Annotated in this window: 23 protein-coding genes and 1 pseudogene; 1 reads left to right on the top strand and 23 read right to left on the bottom strand. The window is 44.4% G+C overall.

Annotation, left to right across the window (positions count from 1 at the left end; translation table 11 throughout):
- Positions 1–4 precede the first annotated feature (4 nt).
- From MKX38_RS18715 to MKX38_RS18810, 20 genes and pseudogenes are all read right to left on the bottom strand, one after another.
- On the bottom strand, positions 5–646 hold the full coding sequence (locus MKX38_RS18715; RefSeq protein WP_326131675.1) for an NAD(P)-dependent oxidoreductase: 642 nt from the start codon (positions 644–646) through the stop codon (positions 5–7).
- Between the two features lie 68 nt (positions 647–714).
- The gene (locus MKX38_RS18720) at positions 715–1,116 is read right to left on the bottom strand and encodes an Rrf2 family transcriptional regulator (RefSeq protein ID WP_003227734.1); all 402 of its coding nucleotides are present in this window, start codon (positions 1,114–1,116) and stop codon (positions 715–717) included.
- A gap of 134 nt (positions 1,117–1,250) precedes the next feature.
- Positions 1,251–2,960 carry an urease subunit alpha gene (ureC, locus tag MKX38_RS18725; RefSeq protein ID WP_003243090.1) on the bottom strand — a complete coding sequence of 570 codons (1,710 nt, stop codon included), beginning with the start codon at positions 2,958–2,960 and terminating at the stop codon, positions 1,251–1,253.
- A complete protein-coding gene (gene ureB, locus MKX38_RS18730) occupies positions 2,957–3,331 on the bottom strand; it encodes an urease subunit beta (RefSeq protein ID WP_015251023.1) in 375 nt (124 codons plus the stop codon). The genes ureC and ureB overlap by 4 nt, the downstream gene beginning before the upstream one ends.
- A complete protein-coding gene (ureA, locus tag MKX38_RS18735) occupies positions 3,328–3,645 on the bottom strand; it encodes an urease subunit gamma (protein WP_003227724.1) in 318 nt (105 codons plus the stop codon). The genes ureB and ureA overlap by 4 nt, the downstream gene beginning before the upstream one ends.
- A 180-nt stretch (positions 3,646–3,825) precedes the next feature.
- A complete protein-coding gene (locus MKX38_RS18740) occupies positions 3,826–3,990 on the bottom strand; it encodes a hypothetical protein (protein ID WP_339188009.1) in 165 nt (54 codons plus the stop codon).
- A 271-nt stretch (positions 3,991–4,261) separates the two neighbouring features.
- A pseudogene (locus MKX38_RS18745) lies at positions 4,262–4,431 on the bottom strand (urea ABC transporter substrate-binding protein); the annotation flags it as partial.
- A 226-nt stretch (positions 4,432–4,657) separates the two neighbouring features.
- Positions 4,658–4,834: a stress response protein CsbD gene (csbD, locus tag MKX38_RS18750; protein WP_339188011.1), complete on the bottom strand. Its 177-nt coding sequence runs from the start codon at positions 4,832–4,834 to the stop codon at positions 4,658–4,660.
- Between the two features lie 72 nt (positions 4,835–4,906).
- Positions 4,907–5,386, bottom strand: coding sequence for a hypothetical protein (locus MKX38_RS18755; RefSeq protein WP_003244390.1), 480 nt, complete (start codon positions 5,384–5,386; stop codon positions 4,907–4,909).
- 155 nt (positions 5,387–5,541) lie between these two features.
- Positions 5,542–6,678, bottom strand: coding sequence for a response regulator aspartate phosphatase RapB (rapB, locus tag MKX38_RS18760; protein ID WP_339188013.1), 1,137 nt, complete (start codon positions 6,676–6,678; stop codon positions 5,542–5,544).
- 190 nt (positions 6,679–6,868) lie between these two features.
- Positions 6,869–7,894: a GTP 3',8-cyclase MoaA gene (gene moaA / locus MKX38_RS18765; protein WP_339188016.1), complete on the bottom strand. Its 1,026-nt coding sequence runs from the start codon at positions 7,892–7,894 to the stop codon at positions 6,869–6,871.
- Between the two features lie 15 nt (positions 7,895–7,909).
- Positions 7,910–8,698 (bottom strand): formate dehydrogenase accessory sulfurtransferase FdhD, encoded by a 789-nt coding sequence (fdhD, locus tag MKX38_RS18770; protein WP_003227709.1) that lies wholly within the window; start codon positions 8,696–8,698, stop codon positions 7,910–7,912.
- 232 nt (positions 8,699–8,930) lie between these two features.
- The gene (locus tag MKX38_RS18775; protein WP_003227706.1) at positions 8,931–9,092 is read right to left on the bottom strand and encodes a hypothetical protein; all 162 of its coding nucleotides are present in this window, start codon (positions 9,090–9,092) and stop codon (positions 8,931–8,933) included.
- A gap of 93 nt (positions 9,093–9,185) precedes the next feature.
- Entirely contained in the window at positions 9,186–9,860 is a 675-nt protein-coding gene (locus MKX38_RS18780) for a VWA domain-containing protein (RefSeq protein WP_003243553.1), read from the bottom strand.
- 52 nt (positions 9,861–9,912) lie between these two features.
- Entirely contained in the window at positions 9,913–10,053 is a 141-nt protein-coding gene (locus MKX38_RS18785; RefSeq protein WP_003227702.1) for a hypothetical protein, read from the bottom strand.
- Positions 10,054–10,183: 130 nt separating this feature from the next.
- The gene (locus tag MKX38_RS18790; protein WP_014478248.1) at positions 10,184–10,867 is read right to left on the bottom strand and encodes a VWA domain-containing protein; all 684 of its coding nucleotides are present in this window, start codon (positions 10,865–10,867) and stop codon (positions 10,184–10,186) included.
- A 385-nt stretch (positions 10,868–11,252) separates the two neighbouring features.
- Complete coding sequence (spoIID, locus tag MKX38_RS18795) at positions 11,253–12,284, bottom strand: stage II sporulation protein D (RefSeq protein ID WP_019712591.1); 1,032 nt, start codon at positions 12,282–12,284, stop codon at positions 11,253–11,255.
- A gap of 195 nt (positions 12,285–12,479) precedes the next feature.
- Positions 12,480–13,790, bottom strand: coding sequence for a UDP-N-acetylglucosamine 1-carboxyvinyltransferase (gene murA / locus MKX38_RS18800; RefSeq protein ID WP_029726057.1), 1,311 nt, complete (start codon positions 13,788–13,790; stop codon positions 12,480–12,482).
- Positions 13,791–13,823: 33 nt separating this feature from the next.
- Entirely contained in the window at positions 13,824–14,564 is a 741-nt protein-coding gene (locus tag MKX38_RS18805) for a YwmB family TATA-box binding protein (RefSeq protein WP_015483817.1), read from the bottom strand.
- Between the two features lie 134 nt (positions 14,565–14,698).
- Positions 14,699–14,929, bottom strand: a complete 231-nt coding sequence (locus MKX38_RS18810; RefSeq protein WP_003227691.1) for a DUF1146 family protein — start codon at positions 14,927–14,929, stop codon at positions 14,699–14,701.
- A gap of 169 nt (positions 14,930–15,098) precedes the next feature.
- Between MKX38_RS18810 and MKX38_RS18815 the strand changes: the two genes are divergently transcribed.
- Positions 15,099–15,572, top strand: a complete 474-nt coding sequence (locus tag MKX38_RS18815; RefSeq protein WP_043940215.1) for a hypothetical protein — start codon at positions 15,099–15,101, stop codon at positions 15,570–15,572.
- Between the two features lie 33 nt (positions 15,573–15,605).
- Here MKX38_RS18815 and MKX38_RS18820 read toward each other — a convergent pair whose 3' ends face one another.
- From MKX38_RS18820 to atpG, 3 genes are read right to left on the bottom strand one after another with little or no spacing between them, the layout of a single operon-like run.
- Positions 15,606–16,004 (bottom strand): F0F1 ATP synthase subunit epsilon, encoded by a 399-nt coding sequence (locus MKX38_RS18820; RefSeq protein WP_021480810.1) that lies wholly within the window; start codon positions 16,002–16,004, stop codon positions 15,606–15,608.
- Between the two features lie 23 nt (positions 16,005–16,027).
- On the bottom strand, positions 16,028–17,449 hold the full coding sequence (gene atpD / locus MKX38_RS18825; RefSeq protein WP_003227686.1) for a F0F1 ATP synthase subunit beta: 1,422 nt from the start codon (positions 17,447–17,449) through the stop codon (positions 16,028–16,030).
- Between the two features lie 25 nt (positions 17,450–17,474).
- On the bottom strand, positions 17,475–18,338 hold the full coding sequence (gene atpG, locus MKX38_RS18830) for an ATP synthase F1 subunit gamma (protein ID WP_014481185.1): 864 nt from the start codon (positions 18,336–18,338) through the stop codon (positions 17,475–17,477).
- Positions 18,339–18,373: the final 35 nt, after the last annotated feature.

Consider the following 18,373-nt stretch of genomic DNA (forward strand, 5'->3'; position numbering starts at 1 on the left):
TTTATTATTCCGCTTCGCTTACCACTGTGAAGCGTTCATTTTTGTGTTCGGGATGTTCAAGCTCGTCCAACACGGCAATGGCATAATCTGCATAGCTGATATAGCTGTCGCCTTTTGCATTTACGATGACATTGTCTTTTCCTTTTTGGTAAGAGCCAGTCCGTTTTCCTGCCGGATCAAAAAATGCCGCAGGACTGAGGAACGTCCAGGAAATGGAGTCTGTCTGCTGCAAATCTTTCAGGTTCTCGCCTTGATTTGATGCAGTTGGCAAATATTCTTTCGGAAATTCCGGTGTATCCATTAAACGGGTTGTTTTGGCTTCATCAACAAACAGGCTTCCCGCTCCTCCAACAACAAGCAATCTTGTGCGCTTCGCGTCCTTTAAAATGCTGATGAGTGCTCTTCCTGCTTCAACATGAAGATGTTCTTGGCCGGGTGCTGCTCCAAAAGCGTTTACGACTGCGTCGAAAGGCTTGATGTCTTCCGCAGTCAGTTCAAACACATCTTTTTCCAAAACCGCTACGTCCTGCCCCTGCACTTTTGAAGCGTTTCTGACGATGGCTGTCACTTCATGGCCTCTTGTTTTCGCTTCTTTCAAAATCTCGTTTCCCGCTTTCCCGCTTGCGCCTATAATACCAATTTTCATTTTTCATTTTCCTCCTTATTTGTAACAATTTTAGTTACATGTTAGCGGTGAGAAGTCATCCCTTTTGATTAAAAGAGATGATTCATAACATCTTTTAATGACTTGCTCGCCAGTTCATTTTCCATCGCTCTTTGCACACTTTCAAACGTTTCATCCAGAGCGTTCTGAATTTTTTTCCCTACCGGACATTTCGGATTCGGGTTTTCATGAACCGCAAAGAGTTCTTCTTGCTTTTGGACAGCCCGGTACACTTCTAAAAGAGAAATATCAGCAGGATCTTTTTTGAGGCTTGCACCCGGCACCCCTGCGCGTGATGTGAGAATATCAGCTTTTTTCAGCAGGCTGATCATTCTTCGCACAACTACCGGATTTGTGTTGACACTGTCAGCAATGATTTCTGAAGATGTTTTTTCATCCATCGAGATGAGGGATAAAATATGAATGGCAACAGCAAGACGGCTGTTAATCATGTTTTTTCACCACCGTTGTAACTATAATAGTTACATTTGATTCGTTTGTCAACATCTAATATACACTAAATACACGGGTTTTGTGCACCGTTTTTAGTCAATAGAACGGCCGGATGCACTCCGGCCGCGTCTTATCAAAATAAGAAATATCTTTGTCCAAGTGGGACATAATCGACAGGCTGGCAAGACAATTCCTCCCCGTCAGCAAAGACCTGATAGGTTTTTGGATCAATCTCAATCTTTGGCAAAGCCGAATTCAGCTTCATATCCAGCTTGCTCAGCTTTCTGATATTTTTGACTGGAGAAATCCTTTTTTCCAGCCCTAAGCTTTCTGCCACACCACGCTCTATGCTTGCCTGAGACATAAATGTAATCGAGGTTGAGCGGTTGGCTTTTCCGTAAGAAGCATACATTTGGCGCATGAAAACCGGTTCAGGAGTCGGGATGGACGCGTTCGGATCTCCCATTTGCGCACGTGCAATCATGCCGCCCTTTAAGACCAGTTCCGGTTTCACGCCGAAAAATACCGGGTCCCACAGAACGAGATCAGCAAGCTTCCCTTTTTCCACCGAGCCGACCTCATGGCTGAGCCCGTGCGTAATTGCCGGATTAATCGTGTATTTGGCAATGTACCGTTTTGCGCGCACATTGTCATTCCCGTTTTCACCGGCAAGAGCGCCGCGCTGTTTTTTCATTTTATCGGCTACCTGCCATGTTCGGATGATCACTTCACCGACCCGCCCCATCGCTTGGGAATCCGATGATGTCATGCTGATCGCACCTATATCATGGAGAATATCCTCCGCGGCAATCGTCGCCGCCCTGATTCTGGAATGGCTGAATGCCACATCTTCAGGCACTTTCGCATCTAAATGGTGGCAGACCATCATCATGTCAAGATGCTCATCCATCGTATTAACGGTATAAGGAATGGTTGGCGTTGTAGATGACGGCAGAATGTTCGCGTAAGAGGCGAGCTTCATAATATCCGGAGCGTGGCCGCCGCCTGCCCCTTCAATGTGATAAGTATGAATAACCCGGTCCCCGATCGCGTCGAGCGTGTTTTCCAAAAAGCCCGCTTCGTTAATCGTATCGGTATGGATGGCAACTTGAATATCAGCCTCGTCCACGACTTCCATACACGTTTTAATGGCGCTTGGCGTCGTGCCCCAGTCTTCATGGAGCTTAAGGCCGATGGCGCCTGCTTCCACCTGCTCGATCAGCGGCGCTTTATCGGATGCATTCCCTTTTCCTAAGAAGCCGACATTGATCGGAAACTCCTCGGCCGCTTCCAGCATCCTCGCCATATACCACGCCCCGGACGTACATGTTGTCGCTTTGCTTCCTGTAGCGGGTCCTGTTCCGCCTCCCAAAAGGGTCGTCACACCTGAAGAAAGCGCAACTTCCATCTGCTGAGGACAAATAAAATGAATGTGCGTGTCCACTCCCCCGGCTGTTAAAATTTTGCCTTCACCGGAAATCACCTCTGTCCCCGCTCCGATGACCATGTGTGGATCGACTCCATCCATGATATCAGGATTTCCGCTTTTTCCGACACCGACAATCCGGCCGTCTTTCACACCGACATCCGCTTTGACAATGCCTGTGTAATCCAATAGCACGACGTTGGTGATAACTAAATCCAAAGCGCCGTCCTTCCCTGTGATTCTGCCGTTTTGGCCCATGCCGTCGCGGATTGTTTTTCCGCCGCCAAAGATCATTTCTTCACCATATACTGTGAAATCCTTTTCGACTTCGATCCATAAATCCGTGTCGCCCAATCTGATTTTATCGCCCGTTGTCGGGCCAAACAGTTCCGCATATTCCTCCCGTGACATTTTCATCGGATTACACCCTCCATCCAGCCGGCTTGTTTTAAGTTGGCCAACGTTTTTTCTTTGCCGCGTTCATCGATAAACGTGTCGGCCATTCCGTTCAGCCCTTTAATTGTCTTGCGTCCTCTGATTTCCACTAGTGAGACCGTTTTCTGCTCTCCCGGCTCAAAACGGACCGACGTGCCTGATGGAACATCAAGACGCATGCCGATCGCCAGCTCACGGTCAAATAATAAAGCCCCGTTGGCCTCCGCAAAATGAAAATGCGAACCGACTTGAATGGAGCGTGATCCGGTGTTTTTTACCGTTACCTCCCGTATCTCACGCCCTTCATTAATCGTAATGGTTCCCTCAGCAATTTGAAATGCTCCCGGCTTCATGACTTCACCTCCGCAGAAATTGGCTGATGTACCGTAACAAGCTTTACTCCATCCGGAAATGTGGCCTCCACCTGAATGCTGTCCAGCATCTCAGGCACACCCTCCATCACATCTTTTTCCGTTAATACATGGCGGCCGGCTTCCATCAGCTCTGCTACTCCCTTCCCATCACGTGCGCCTTCCATAATAAAGCAGGTGATATAAGCAGCAGCCTCAGGATAGTTCAGCAGAACGCCCCGCGCCTTTCGCTGTTTGGCTAATTCCCCCGCTGCAAAAATGAGCAATTTCTCTTGTTCAACCGGTGTCAGTTTCATCTGTAGTCCTCCTTCTTTTGTCATATAAAGCAGATGCGGCTACTACGAATTTGCGGAACAGTCAGGCGGGACATCACCTCCCTTTCTTCGAGAATGGGGGTCATACGGTAAGATGCCTTTCAAAGCGGCATGCCGTTTCTTCATCAGCCTTGCCATGGTCAACAACCGTTCCCCTGTCGATCACGGAAAGATCAGATTAACGCGTTTTCCAGACTGCGCTCGACTAAGATAACAAATGTCTTTTTTTTTGGAAATTTCTATAATAACTTGTCTGACTAGTTCGACAATTAAAATCTGAATTCCTTCCAATTGTTTATTAAGTAAAATATTTTCCAGATTTACCATCAGCGCTCTGGCGATTGCAAGCTGCTGCTGTTGACCGCCTTTTCGTTTTGAACAAACGTTTGATTAAAACAAATAGCCCCCTCTGTTTAGCCGGAGTCGGCCTAATACAGCGACAATCTGCCCCGGGCGAAGCTAAGGCTGTGCAAAACCATCGATTGATCATAACCAGACGTTACATTCCTGATGGCAGCCCGTTGTTTTGCTCCGCAACCGGAAGCATGGCATGGAGGCCAGTCTGAGGCGCCGACCTCCACGATACCGAGAACCCGACTATTGCCATTAACTCCGCATCATGGACGGTCACTTCGCTGATCGCCACCGTTCCTCTTAATGAGTGAAGAAATTCCGGCCTTCACTGAATCCCCGCTTGTGTCGATATCAACTGTTTTCTCGCACTCCCGTGGCTTCCGACACTTTCTTCGGTGCAGTACATTCCGTCATCAAAACCCCTTTGTTTGATTTCTTCAAATGATGTTATAAAAGTTTACAACTTATGTCATCATTATATAGAAGAGGCCTATTAATTCAAAGAATATTTAAAAAATTTAGTTACCTTGACCAAATCAGCTTCTTTTTTTGTTATATTTATTCACATATCAGAAAAAGCGAAAAAAAAAAGACAAGAAACATTTCGTTTCCTGCCTCTTCCGTACGATTAATCTTTATCTTAAAATTTATCCTTGGCTTTCCCGATATCCTTTTGGATTTCGCCTTTTGCCTTATCTTTTTTGCCTTCAGCCTGCATGTCCGTTCTGTCAGCCATATCTCCGACTTTATCCTTCACTTCTCCTTTGGCTTTATTGAAGCCGCCCTTCATTTTGTCTTTTACACTATCGTTACCCATGTTAATTCTCCCCTCTCAATTATGTGTGTACTTGTTAACTTCCCGATCTGAGAGGCAATAAACATTCTAATGTTATTTATCGATTTCGTAGCGCTCTCCGTAACGGAGCACCTTGTATATCGCCAGCCCGTCTGATGACTTTTTCTCCGAATATCGGACCGGCAGCAGGGCAAAAAACACATAATACGTAGAAAAATAGACAAACTGATAGAAAAACACATTCGGCTTTAATACACTGTGTATAATCAGCAGATTGATTGCAAAAATCGTGATGAGGTTAAACAAGCAGCCCCCTGCATACACGAGTGCATTTGAGAATCGATTGTCAATTTTCAACTCCCCGTACCGGCAAAAAGAATCGATAAAATAAATCGTTCTGAACCGTATGGGTCCAATTTTAAGCAGCGTTTTTCCCATGCCTATATCCAACGATCCCTTTCCGCCAAAAATAAAAGCCATAAAGCTGTGCCCTGAAACATGTATAATCTGTACAAGCGGCAGAACAATGAGGAAAGACCACAGAAACTTCACCATATCATTAAAACCAAACATTGAATTCCCCCTCACATGCATATCTGCATCCCAAAACGGCTTTTGTTCAAAAAACAGTGCTGTAGCGATTTTTCCTGTTCTCCCCGGAAATAAACGTTCCGATGCTCCCCTTTTTTTGCATAAAAAAAAACCATCTGCCAGCAGATGGTTTTGTCTCATACTTCATATAAACAATCGTTCCTTTGAATCATCTCTCTCATGCTGACCGCTTTTTCATAAAAATACACCGCTTCTTTATATTGTTCGCCGCGATGACTGAAATAAGAGGCTGCATCTAAAGCAAATTCTTCAATATATACATACAGGCCCTTTTCTTCCATATAATCAAATACTTCTTGAATCATATCCAAATTGACAGATTCCACATATAATGCCTGCAGAAATTTATATTTTGCCAGACTGAAGAAGTCGTTTCGTTTTTGGGCAATGGCAATCCCTTTTTCATAGTACCGTATCGCGGCTTGGCTATCTTGTTTTTTGAAAAGAACGCGAGTCAGGCTGAAGAGCGCTTTTGGAAGCTGTTCCAGCTGATAATCCTCGAAGACAGGAAGCGCTTTTTCAAAGTATTCGGCGGCCTGATCCAGCTCCCCCTTGTCATCATAGCAATTACCAATATTATAAAGGGCTGATCCGATCAAACGGGGCTGTCCTTCCAATAAAGCAAGGCGATACGCGTCATCTAAATGTTCAAGCGCTTTTTCATAATTTCTGTAGTCAATGTAGTTTCCTGATATGACGAAATGGCATTGAATTCTTCTGACTCTGTAAAAATCGTGAGCCTTATACGTCTCCAGCGCCTGTACGGCATGGTTCATGGAAAAGTGCGTCTGCTTCATAATATAAAAGACTTCCGCCACTTTAAAATGAAATTCCGCTCTTTCAATTTCATCTTCTACAAACGCAAGCATCTTCTCAGCTTTCCGATAAAAGGATATAGCCGAGATGTAATTGTTCTGTTCAAATTCGTACATTCCTCTAAACAAGTGAAAATAATACTCAGATAATCCGGAGATGCTGTCCTGATTGCTTTCCAGCGTTTTGATCAATTCACGATATTGAAGCTGAGATTCCTCGTGCAGGTCAGGCTTTACATAATCCAGCATAATTTGGTGCCGGTAGCTGATCAGCTGATAATACAGGAGAAGCAGCTGATCCTCTTCCATCTGTTCGATATCTAGATCAATTTCTTCTTTCAGCTTTACGGCATCAGCCACTTGAAATGCTAAAATGTGCTTATACCACTTATTGATTTTCACTCCTACTTGAGATGACGGGATCTCGTACGCGGCCATGCCCCTCCAACCCTTTCTATTTTCTAATTGGTTATATTTTATCATAATGTATGGCTTTGGAATTAAATTTTCTTACAATGATTCCTTCTTTATGCCTATCCTTATATATTTCGGTTTTTCTACGTATTTTTTGCACTCGGATTCTAATAAAAAAGCTTACCGGACAGTGCCGATAAGCTTTTGACTTCAATTAACCGCCAATATAAGACATTTCCACTTTCTTTTTGCCAGATGCTTTTGATAGCGTACGATCGACTGAATACTGATCGATCCGATTTTTCCATACTGTCCCGATCATTTCTGATAGTTCGTCATCACTTAATTCCTGGCGAACCGGAGCTCTGAGGTCAAATCCGCTTGAAGCGAATAAGCAGGTAAACAGCTCTCCTCTCGCAGAAAGACGGGCTCTGTTGCAAGATCCGCAGAATGCATCAGATACAGATGATATGACGCCGATTTCTCCGGAGCCGTCCAAGTAGCGGAATCTGGAAGCCACTTCGCCTATATAATTAGGCGCTATCGGCTCAACCGGTATGTGTTTATTGATCAAATCTATGATTTCCGCCTTTGTCATGACGTCTTTCTTTTCCCATTGGTTGGTGTTGCCTACGTCCATAAATTCAATGAATCTCAGGATATGCCCTTTTTCTTTAAAATAACGGGCCATAGGCAGTATATCTTTTTCATTGACGCCCTTTTGAACGACCATATTGATTTTAACACCGAGCCCCGCTTGCTTCGCCGCTTCAATGCCTTCCAGCACCTTGCTGACAGAAACACCGCGCCCGTTTATCTTCTTAAAACGCTCGTCTTCTAAAGAATCAAGGCTGATCGTAACCCTTTTCAGCCCAGCCTCCTTGAGCCTCTTAGCATAAACAGGCAGCAGTGATCCGTTTGTCGTCATCGCGATGTCACGAATACCCGGTATGCGGGCCAGTTTTTTGATTAATTCCGGCATATCCTTTCTCATGAGGGGCTCTCCGCCGGTCAAGCGGATTTTTTCAACGCCAAATCTTGTGACAAACAATGTCGCAAGCCGTTCCAGCTCCTCAAATGAAAGCAGCTCCTCTTTCTTTAAAAAAGGATAATCCGGGCCGAATAATTCGGCGGGCATACAGTACGTGCATCGGAAGTTGCAGCGGTCTGTAACAGAAATGCGAAGGTCTCTCAGCGGTCTGTTTCTTTTATCCAACATCTGACGCGACTCTGTAATCATAGCTACAGCCCCTTCCTACTCCCTGATTCTCTCAGGGTGTGTATATACATTAAATGATCCGTTTCTGACAAATCCAATCGCTGTGATATTCAATTCTTCAGCCATTTGAATCGCAAGCTCCGTCGGGGCCGATTTGGAAATGACAATCGACACGCCGATTTTGGCCGCTTTTAACAGGACCTCTGATGAGATTCTGCCGCTGAACACAATCAGTTTGTCGCGTACGGACATCCCGTTTAGAAGGCAGTGTCCGTATAGTTTATCAAGTGCGTTGTGCCGACCGATATCGGTGCGCATCAACAGAAGCTTCTCTGTGTCGCAAAGCGCCGCATTATGGACGCCTCCCGTATCCTGAAACGTCCCGCTCCCTTGCTGCATGTCTTTCATAAGCGCCAAACATGCCTCAGGCGATATCTTGATTTGGCTGACAGCCGTTTTGGCTGTTTTGACATCCTGCTGAAAATAAAAATGACGGCCCTTTCCGCAGCATGAGCCGATCACCCGTTTCGTATAATCCTTTTGATCCAATGTCTCAGGGTGAACGAGGTCGACATATACAAAACCGAGACTTTCATCTATTGTAAACCTTTTAATTTCTTTTTGAAATCGTATAACACCCTCTGATGCGAGAAATCCGATGACAAGCTCTTCGATATGCTCAGGCGTACAAACGAGCGTCACAAATTCACTGCCATTCAGTATCACTGTCAAAGGGAATTCCGTCACCATCCGGTCTTCTACTTTGCTTATTTCCCCTTGTTCATAGCGCCATACATCCCTGACCGCAGTTACTTTATCGTTCAATGTCTCTTCCCCTCCGCAATGTTCCTGCCTTTATATTTTTTCACACTCCTCGGATTTTGTCGAATTCTGAGACACAAAAAGAGCCCTCTATATAAAGGGCTTTCACAGGATGTGATGACGGCGGTGTTTAGGCAGGGCGCCTAAGCATTTAGCTGCCGTTCCTTTTACCAATGTGCATTGACAACGAACGCGGGGTTTGTCGACACGCTGACACACCTCTGTATAAAGGACTCTATGTTTGATTATGCTGATTCTTTTTCAGAACCGTAAACAGCACAATAGCTGCGATCAAGGTGAGAATGCTGACAAAAAAGAAGGCTGCCAGTTTTAAAAGAACACCAAGCAATATGAATGCAACGGTGGCTATAAGAAAAATCATTCCGAATAATTTCATATGTTCAACCCCTTTTTAGGGTATCATTCCCGCCCAAACTGTTTTTAAACCAATAAAAAAGGCGCCTGGGGGAGCGCCTGATCTTTAGGTTCCTTACTCAGTAAATTTTTGTGCTTCTTTTTCCCAAGCCTGTTCGAACTCATCCGCACTGTTCGCTGAAATATATTCTCCGCCGCCAGCGACAGCTGCTTGTTTCATCTCTTCATTACCCTTGACATCAAAGTTGAAGCCAATGATGTTTACAATCGTATCCACATTTGATGCACGGAGCTTTTCGATTTCTGCCGCAGGGTCTCCGCCGCACGTTTCTTCACCGTCAGTGATTAAATACACCACGTTTTTCCCGTCTGCGTCAAATGCCTCAAATTCTTTTCTTGTGTCTGCAAGTGCTTTGGCAATCGGTGTCCATCCAGTCGGCTTGAGCTCACTCAATGAATTGTCAAACAGGGATCCTTCATATGGATGAAGGCCGTAAATAGTTTCCGTCGTACTGCACGAAAGGGCTTTACCGGACAGTTTATTATTCCCTGCATGCCCGAAAACGCGAAGCATAAGATTTGTATCCTTCGGAAGGAGTTCGGCAAAAGATTTTACTGATTTTTTGGCAATGTCTATTTTGCGCTCTCCTCCTGTTTTTTGAACCATGCTTCCGCTTCCGTCAAACAAAACAGCTACATTTGTATCAGCCTGTTTCTCAGCGGCAAAAGACGGGGAGGCAATGGAAACAGTCAACAATCCAATGATACCGGCAGCCAGCAATTTTTTCATATGATTACTTCCTTTCTTTTTCATATTTTCCAACTATATGTTGGATTCTTCTTTATGCTAGAATACGAAAATGCAAAAAGATATAGGACATGCTGCCTTTTGTGCTGCTTTCACGATCTGTCCAAAATCGCTTGAAATGCCGTTCATTTTTAGCCATTTCCGCCCAGAAAGCATAAACAGCTTGTGTGATCATTCATTCTTTTTTCGCCTTGATTATGACAGAAAAACTGAAATCTGCTACTATGCTACAGGCAGACAGCTAATTAGTTTTGAAGTTTTTGTTACATACAAAAAGAGGCTGACCATCACCAGCCTCTTTTTTCTTATTTAGATAACATTAGTGATTGCTGAGTGAAAATTTTCTCAACATCTTTTTGGGTATAAGCCGGGAAGTATTCACCGCCGCCTACTTTCGCAATTGCGTTCAGCTGGCCTTTGTATCCCTCTTTATAATCAAAGCCGATCACATTAACAGTGATATTGTCTTTTTGCAGTTCCTTTGCTGTTTTAATCGGGTTTCCTCCGCACGTTTCCTCACCGTCTGTCAACAGATACACCACTTTTTCCCCTTTTGCATCAAGCTGGTCAAAAGAAGATTTCGCCTCGTTCAGCGCTTTGGCAATTGGCGTCCAGCCAGTCGGCCCAATTGTATTGAGAGAATTGAGGAAGCTTTGCTCGTTAAAGCTTTGGAAGCCGTATACGTTGCGAATGGCTTCGCATGACTGAACTTTTCCGGAATTTTTATTGTTTCCTTCAGAGCCAAACACGCTCATTTTCACCTGAGTTCCTTCTGGCAATGAGCTCGCAAACTTTGAAATTTCTTTTTTGGCTGAATTAAATTTAGATACACCATCTATTCTTTTCGCCATACTTCCGCTGGCATCAAGCAAGACCGCCACGTTCGCCGGCGCTTTAGCCTCCGTTTCTGACTTTTCAGCTGCAAAAGCAGGTGAAGTTAATCCAAAAAGCAATCCTGTCATCATGATCAGTGAAAATCTTTTCTTCATGTTCGTACCCCTTTACCAATTTGTTTCTGCGTGCAGATGTTCAACGCTGAACATAATCTATCGTAATCAACAAAAACCGAGAAATAAATAGGGCGGGCTTCCCCATTGCTGTTGTTTACTTTTGCATAGAAACCTATGTTTTTATTAGTGATTTCCACCTAACGCCCCTATGAAAAGAGAAGATTGTCCGCCTTTCGGCTTTCGTTATATGAGTCTGTCGAAGTCTGTCGACAAATGTGGATGACTTTACCACAATCTCAAAGCCTGAAATCAGGAAAAAAGGACTGATCCTTAAAGACGGTCAGAAGCTCCTCTAAACCGTTTCAGCTGCTCTTAGATAAAAGATATTCAGGAACAGAAAAAGACGCCCAATGAGCGTCTTTTTCTACTTTTTCGCCATATATTTATTCAAAAACGCATCTGCCTCAGAAATTTGTGTGCCTTGGTAATAGTACTTTACAATGTCATCAACCGTTTTGCCTTCTTTGGCCATAAAATTCGCTCCGTATTGGCTCATCCCCACACCGTGGCCAAATCCTCTCGTCGTGACTGTAATTGTGTCTCCATTTCGCTTCCATTCAAAATCGGCGGAGTTGAGACCCAGCTTTTCACGTATGTCTCTTCCTTTCAGCGTCTTGCCGTTAATGACGGCAGTTGCGACCTGGTGGCCCGGTGTCTCGCCAGTAATCTTCCCTACTGCGCTAGATCCATCCAGCTTGACGCCAAGCTTTTGCTGAAATTCTGCCGCTGTAAAGGTTTTCGTTGCCTTATATTTCGGAGACTTTTTATCCCATGGGCTTTTGACGCTTTTTAAATATGGGATAGCACTTGTCCAATAAGCTTCTGCATTCTCTGTGTAGCCGTTGCTTGTGGAGAAAAAGGAGGCTTCAATCGGCTGGTTGTTGTACGTTAAGATTTTGCCTTGCGTACTGGCTACCGCATCTGTGATTTTCTTCAGTTTTGTCTCATAGCTTGTGCCCCACTGTTTTTTCAGCTCCGCTTTGTTTTTATACACCTGGAACATCTGTGTATCATCCACCAGTGAGCCTTTAGGAGCCTCAACCGCTGAATTTGACACCATCAGTCTGACAATAAATGTTCTGGCGGCGAGAGCCTGGGCTTTCAGTGCTTCAGATTCAAAGGTTGCCGGCATTTCGGAGGCGACGACTCCAATCACATACTCTTCAAGCGGAATGTCTTCTACGGATTGATTTGCGGTTCGATAGACGGGAATAGAAACAGGTGATGCTTTCAATGTTTCTGCTCCTTTCGATGCTGGTTTCGTGCTGACTGCTGTCTTTTCTGATTCTACGCTGGCCCCCGCTTCCTTATTATGCTGGAATGGTATAACCAAGAGTGTGGGAACCAAGAGAATCAATGCACATAGTACGGATAGTGTGATTGCGAATTGTTTCATATTCAGCTGCCTCCTGCTCGGGATTCGACTCTAGTCTAGTCTATGGGCAGGGACAAGCTAATATGACTCTCGTTTTGGACAGAAACTTTATTTGTCATTTACGTATTCTTTTTTGCTATTTTGCGCATAATGATGATAATACACAAAAAATAAAAAACCAGTATGCCAGAGTGACATACTGATTTTCAAGTAAGTTTATGCATTTAAGTCAGAAACGACTTCTTTATTCTCTTGCTCAGAAGCAGACTCATCATTTACACGTTCGATGTCTGCGCCCAGAGCGGCAAGCTTCTGATGGAAATCAACGTAACCGCGGTCTAAGTGCTTCAATTCAGTAACACGTGTGTGACCTTCAGCCACTAACCCCGCAAGAATCAGCGCTGCACCTGCACGCAAATCAGTCGCTGCAACTTCAGCTCCCTGAAGCTGTACAGGACCGTTAATGATGACAGAACGTCCTTCAATCTTGATATCACCATTCATACGGCGGAATTCTTCCGCATGCATAAAACGGTTTTCAAAAACGGTTTCTGTAATCATGCTTGTGCCGCTTGCACGAAGCAGAAGCGCCATCATTTGTGACTGCATATCAGTCGGGAAGCCCGGGTGAGGCATTGTTTTGATGTCAATCGGTTTAAGTTCTTTCGGGCCGATGACACGCAGACCTTCACCTTCATCCTTAATTGTTACACCCATCTCTTCCATTTTTGCAATTAAAGAGGTGAGGTGCTCAGGAACCGCTCCTTTTACTAATACGTTACCTTCAGTGATTGCAGCAGCAACCATAAATGTGCCCGCTTCAATACGGTCAGGAATAATATGGTGTTTTACGCCGTGAAGCTTTTCGACTCCTTCAATTTTGATGGTGCCGGTGCCAGCTCCGCGGATTTTTCCGCCCATGCCGTTGATATAGTTTGCTAAATCAACGATTTCGGGTTCTTTTGCCACGTTTTCCAGCGTTGTTGTTCCTTCAGCTAGAGCGGCTGCCATAATCAGGTTCTCTGTAGCTCCTACACTTGGGAAGTCCAGATAAATTTTTGCGCCTTGCAGTCGGCCTTTTACTTCAGCTTCAATGAAGCCATTACCGACTTTGATTTTTGCGCCCATTGCTTCAAAACCTTTTAAATGCTGATCAATCGGTCTGGAACCAATTGCGCATCCGCCCGGAAGTGCAACTCTTGCATGACCTGTACGCGCAAGAAGCGGCCCCATGACAAGCACAGACGCACGCATTTTACGAACATATTCAAAAGGTGCTTCAGTTTGCAAAGCGTATGAAGCATTTACAGTCACTTCATTATTTTCAAAATGCACATCTGCTCCTAAATGACGCAACACTTCGTTAATTGTATATACATCGGAGAGCGTAGGTACATCACAAATTACGCTTTTTTCTTCACTTGCTAATAAAGATGCAGCGATAACAGGTAAAACGGCATTTTTAGCGCCTTCAACTTTGACTGTGCCGTTTAACTTCTGACCGCCGCGGACGATGATTTTTTCCAAGGTATTCCCCTCCGCGTCCCTAAATTCTCTATATTAATATTCAGTCGTAACGATTGGTGTGCCAACCGTAACGGTATGTTTTCCGCCCATTCCTGCACTTCTAAGTGCAATTTGCAAATTCATTTTATGTTTCGAGGTCATAATGTACTCTTCCCACTCATCTGTAAACGCAGAAATAGAAACGAAATTTGGCTCAACTACATGTTCTACTGATCTTGCTTGAAATTCATTTAATAACTGATTTGCTTTTTTTTGCAAAACAATATTCATATTATCATCTAAGTGACCATTTAGACAAGTAAAAATAACTACTTTTTCTTGGAATATCCCAAGTGTCTCCCGTTCAAACTGTTCATATGTATCATTCCAGCTATCCGGTGTCTCTAGACTCATTTGCTCATATAATAAATACGAAGTTGGATTGTGTTTTTTGAGGGTTGTGACAAGCTGCAGTCTAAAAGAAGTACGATTTTTTTTGTCAGTATATGTGCCAATTGCCTTTATCATTTTATCTTCCCGTGCAATCACCCAATCATATTGACGATACTCTGATTTTAAACGTTGCACTTTTTGATAAAATTCTTTTTCGGTCAGTGACATGTTTTGTTTTGCATGCAATGTCCACTTATCTATTGACACATCTTGGCGTTCCATCCCCTCTGCCATTTGTGCTAACGGCGTTAATTCACTCGCATGGATGGTATGGAAAACAGCAATGACGAAGCTTAACATGACGGAAATGATAATAGCGTGGCTTACTTGTTTTTTCTTCATGTTCATCTCTCCCCCTTATCCCCAGTTTTACCGGAGGCAAGAGGCGCCATACGTAAAAATCTTCGTCAAAACTCGAGCTATTCGCTTCAACCCGCTTCTCCCAACCATTTAATGATAATAATGTTCAAAACCTATTAAAATAGATAGGGAAGCTGCTGTGAATAATTGAGATAATCTAAAAAGAAATTGGCAACGGCCGTTCCAATGGCGATTGTCAGCAAAATCATCAGGAGTCTAGCCTGCACGACTTTGCCTTTTTTGATTAACGGATCTATATTGACGGCTTGCAACGCCCACCAAGTCACTGCTATAAAAATCAGGTGAACGACAATGCCGATTGCAGCCTGCTGTCCCAATACACTCATCTATTACACTCCTTTCTCTGCGTTCATACCCTTTCTTATTATATAAGAAGCACAGATAAAGATGATACATTTTATACAGAACGGAATAATCAGCCAAATCTAGGGCTAATCCCCGCTTAAAGTGCGATTCTTTTACATGGTATACTTTATTGGAAAGGAGCTGGCAAATGTGAATCATTCTTTTTTTCAGCCTGAAAAGCAATATGGTGAGGACCTGCCAATTTTTGATCAGGAATGGGAAGCAATTGCATTCTATTATGATTATAGACAGTCACAGATTGAAGAACTGAATGAATTGTGTCAGTTTTTTAACATTTCTCTTACCTATACGAGAGAAAGCCTTGAAGAGCTTGAAAACCTTTATTTTCAAAGTATACAAGAACTTTTGCTTGCTGATTGGAATCTTCCTATTGAAGAATTCGAGAAAATGATCAGTGTTTATCTTATAGATTGCGTGATTGCCCGCCATGAAGATGCTGAATGGGTTGTAAAACCTTATCCCTATAAAGACGGCGCTTATACACTTGGCTTTAGAAGACATCGCAAATCGTGGCATACAATGAATGCCTGTGATGGTTTATACCTGCGCCAAAAAGAGGATCGCCCGCTGCTGTCGCTGTTTGATTCTCTTGTTCGTTCATAAAAAAATCCTTCTCATAAAGAGAAGGATTTTTTCTTATTTCCCTGCTACATCCAATCTGTTCAAAGCCCGCTGTAATGCAAGCTCAGCCCGACGAATGTCAGTATCATCTGATTGAGTATTCAAACGCTCCTGCGCCCGCTGGCGTGCAGCTTCAGCGCGCTCTTTATCGATGCCTTCCGCTGTCTCGGCAGCCTGGGCAAGGATGGTGACCTGATCAGGACGGACTTCGACAAATCCGCCGCTGACGGCAACCATTTCAGTCTGCCCGTCTTTTTTCAGACGGACAGCGCCGATTTTAAGAGGAGCCACGGTTGGAATATGGCCTGGCAAAATACCGAGATCGCCGCTTTCGGCTCTCACACTCACCATTTCGATATCCGCATCGTATACTGGGCCGTCGGGAGTAACGATATTGACTTTAACGGTCTTCATGCTTTTACCCTCCTAGGACCAGATTAAACTTCTACACCCATTTCTTTTGCTTTCTCAACAACTTCTTCGATACGGCCTACAAGACGGAATGCATCTTCTGGAAGATGGTCATATTTACCGGCTAAGATTTCTTTGAAGCCTTGTACCGTCTCTTTTACAGGCACGTAAGAACCTTTTTGTCCAGTGAACTGTTCAGCCACGTGGAAGTTCTGAGAAAGGAAGAACTGGATACGACGAGCGCGGTGAACGACAAGTTTGTCTTCCTCGCCTAATTCATCCATACCGAGAATCGCAATGATATCTTGAAGCTCTTTGTAACGCTGAAGCGTTGACTGTACTTCACGCGCAACCGCATAATGCTCTTCTCCGACAATTTCAGGAGCAAGGGCGCGTGATGTAGATGCCAACGGATCAACCGCAGGGTAAATACCCATTTCAGTTAATTTACGCTCAAGGTTTGTTGTCGCATCCAAGTGAGCGAACGTTGTCGCCGGCGCCGGGTCAGTGTAGTCATCGGCAGGCACGTAGATCGCCTGGATAGATGTAACTGATCCAACGTTCGTAGACGTGATACGCTCTTGGAGCTGACCCATCTCAGTTGCAAGCGTCGGCTGATAACCAACCGCTGAAGGCATACGGCCAAGAAGGGCTGAAACCTCTGAACCCGCTTGTGTGAAACGGAAAATGTTATCGATGAAGAACAGTACGTCCTGTCCTTGTACATCACGGAAGTGCTCAGCCATTGTAAGGCCTGTCAAAGCAACACGCATACGTGCGCCCGGCGGCTCGTTCATTTGTCCGAATACCATGGCTGTTTTGTTGATTACGCCAGAGTCACTCATTTCGTAGAAAAGGTCGTTCCCTTCACGAGTACGCTCTCCTACGCCGGCGAATACAGAGATACCGCCGTGCTCTTGCGCGATGTTGTTGATTAATTCCTGGATTAATACGGTTTTACCTACACCGGCACCACCGAACAATCCGATTTTACCGCCCTTAATGTAAGGAGCAAGCAAATCAACAACTTTAATACCTGTTTCAAGAATTTCAACTTCTGTTGAAAGCTGATCGAATGAAGGCGCCTGTCTGTGAATCGGATCCTTTTTCGCATCCGCAGGAACCGGCTCATTCAAATCAATATTTTCTCCGAGAACGTTAAATACACGTCCAAGTGTTACATCACCAACCGGTACTGAGATTGGCGCTCCTGTATCTACAGCTTCCATACCGCGCTGAACACCATCTGTAGATGCCATTGCGATTGTACGGACTGTATCATCACCTAAATGAAGAGCGACCTCAAGCGTTAAATCAATACCTACTTCGTTTTCACTTGCAGCTGGCTGTGAAATTTTAATCGCATTATAAATTTCAGGCAAGTGACCGTCTTCAAAACGCACGTCGACGACCGGTCCTAATACCTGGCTAACGCGTCCTTTCTTCATCGCTATCCCTCCTGACAAAATCTTTCTATTCTAAAGCGGCTGCTCCGCCGACAATTTCCGTAATTTCTTGTGTGATGGCTGCTTGGCGAGCGCGGTTGTAAGAAAGCGAAAGTGAATCGATAAGTTCCTTCGCGTTGTCTGTCGCATTTTTCATCGCCGTCATTCTTGCAGCGTGCTCACTTGCTTTACTGTCAAGAAGCGCACCGAAGATTAAGCTTTCTGCATATTGAGGAAGCAAAACCTCCAGAACCTCCTCTTCAGATGGTTCAAATTCATAAGACGCCGTTCTTTTTCCGCCGCCGCTGCCCAAATCAGATAACGGCAGAAGTTTTTTCTCCGTTACTTCTTGAGTAATGGCGCTGACAAAATGGTTATAAACAAGGTGCAATTCATCAAACGCACCGTCTATAAACATTTGGATCGTTTGACGGGCAAGATCTTTAATTTCTGTAAACGTCACTTCATCCCCAAGTCCTGTTAACTCGGAAATGATCGGAATCTCACGTTTCTTAAAGAAATCACGGCCCACTCTTCCGATGGCAATCACCGCATACTCATCCTTAGACTGATGACGTTCTTGCATGGCCTGATAAGCATTCCGTAAAACCGAACTGTTAAAAGCGCCGGCAAGACCGCGGTCAGACGTAATGACAAGGTATGCCGTTTTTTTCACTTCTCTGCTGAGAAGCATCGGGTGCTTCACGTTGCCGGAAACTCTTCCGACGTTTGACACAACCTCTTGGATTTTATCCATATATGGCACAAATGATTTTGCATTGTTTTCAGCACGATTCAGCTTAGCCGCAGATACCATCTGCATGGCTTTTGTAATCTGACTTGTTTTTTTCGTTGACGTGATCCTTGACTTAATATCGCGTAATGAGGCCAAAGATTTCACCACCTTTTCTCTTCATCTGCGTAAAA

This window comes from Bacillus sp. FSL M8-0025 (assembly GCF_037975475.1).
In the GTDB taxonomy this organism is placed as follows: Bacteria; Bacillota; Bacilli; order Bacillales; family Bacillaceae; genus Bacillus; species Bacillus subtilis.

What these genes read in the sequence shown, in the direction of transcription:
- MKX38_RS18790 (WP_014478248.1), bottom strand. Translation starts at nt 10,867, where the DNA reads ATGAAGAAAAGATTTTCACTGATCATGATGACAGGATTGCTTTTTGGA.
- csbD (WP_339188011.1), bottom strand. Translation starts at nt 4,834, where the DNA reads ATGGGTAACGATAGTGTAAAAGACAAAATGAAGGGCGGCTTCAATAAA.
- moaA (WP_339188016.1), bottom strand. Translation starts at nt 7,894, where the DNA reads ATGATTACAGAGTCGCGTCAGATGTTGGATAAAAGAAACAGACCGCTG.
- MKX38_RS18805 (WP_015483817.1), bottom strand. Translation starts at nt 14,564, where the DNA reads ATGAAGAAAAAACAAGTAAGCCACGCTATTATCATTTCCGTCATGTTA.
- ureA (WP_003227724.1), bottom strand. Translation starts at nt 3,645, where the DNA reads ATGAAACTGACACCGGTTGAACAAGAGAAATTGCTCATTTTTGCAGCG.
- MKX38_RS18720 (WP_003227734.1), bottom strand. Translation starts at nt 1,116, where the DNA reads ATGATTAACAGCCGTCTTGCTGTTGCCATTCATATTTTATCCCTCATC.
- MKX38_RS18715 (WP_326131675.1), bottom strand. Translation starts at nt 646, where the DNA reads ATGAAAATTGGTATTATAGGCGCAAGCGGGAAAGCGGGAAACGAGATT.
- spoIID (WP_019712591.1), bottom strand. Translation starts at nt 12,284, where the DNA reads ATGAAACAATTCGCAATCACACTATCCGTACTATGTGCATTGATTCTC.
- MKX38_RS18785 (WP_003227702.1), bottom strand. Translation starts at nt 10,053, where the DNA reads ATGATCACACAAGCTGTTTATGCTTTCTGGGCGGAAATGGCTAAAAAT.
- rapB (WP_339188013.1), bottom strand. Translation starts at nt 6,678, where the DNA reads ATGGCCGCGTACGAGATCCCGTCATCTCAAGTAGGAGTGAAAATCAAT.
- MKX38_RS18820 (WP_021480810.1), bottom strand. Translation starts at nt 16,004, where the DNA reads ATGAAGACCGTTAAAGTCAATATCGTTACTCCCGACGGCCCAGTATAC.
- MKX38_RS18740 (WP_339188009.1), bottom strand. Translation starts at nt 3,990, where the DNA reads ATGGTAAATCTGGAAAATATTTTACTTAATAAACAATTGGAAGGAATT.
- ureB (WP_015251023.1), bottom strand. Translation starts at nt 3,331, where the DNA reads ATGAAGCCGGGAGCATTTCAAATTGCTGAGGGAACCATTACGATTAAT.
- atpD (WP_003227686.1), bottom strand. Translation starts at nt 17,449, where the DNA reads ATGAAGAAAGGACGCGTTAGCCAGGTATTAGGACCGGTCGTCGACGTG.
- MKX38_RS18755 (WP_003244390.1), bottom strand. Translation starts at nt 5,386, where the DNA reads ATGTTTGGTTTTAATGATATGGTGAAGTTTCTGTGGTCTTTCCTCATT.
- MKX38_RS18780 (WP_003243553.1), bottom strand. Translation starts at nt 9,860, where the DNA reads ATGAAAAAATTGCTGGCTGCCGGTATCATTGGATTGTTGACTGTTTCC.
- MKX38_RS18810 (WP_003227691.1), bottom strand. Translation starts at nt 14,929, where the DNA reads ATGAGTGTATTGGGACAGCAGGCTGCAATCGGCATTGTCGTTCACCTG.
- MKX38_RS18775 (WP_003227706.1), bottom strand. Translation starts at nt 9,092, where the DNA reads ATGAAATTATTCGGAATGATTTTTCTTATAGCCACCGTTGCATTCATA.
- ureC (WP_003243090.1), bottom strand. Translation starts at nt 2,960, where the DNA reads ATGAAAATGTCACGGGAGGAATATGCGGAACTGTTTGGCCCGACAACG.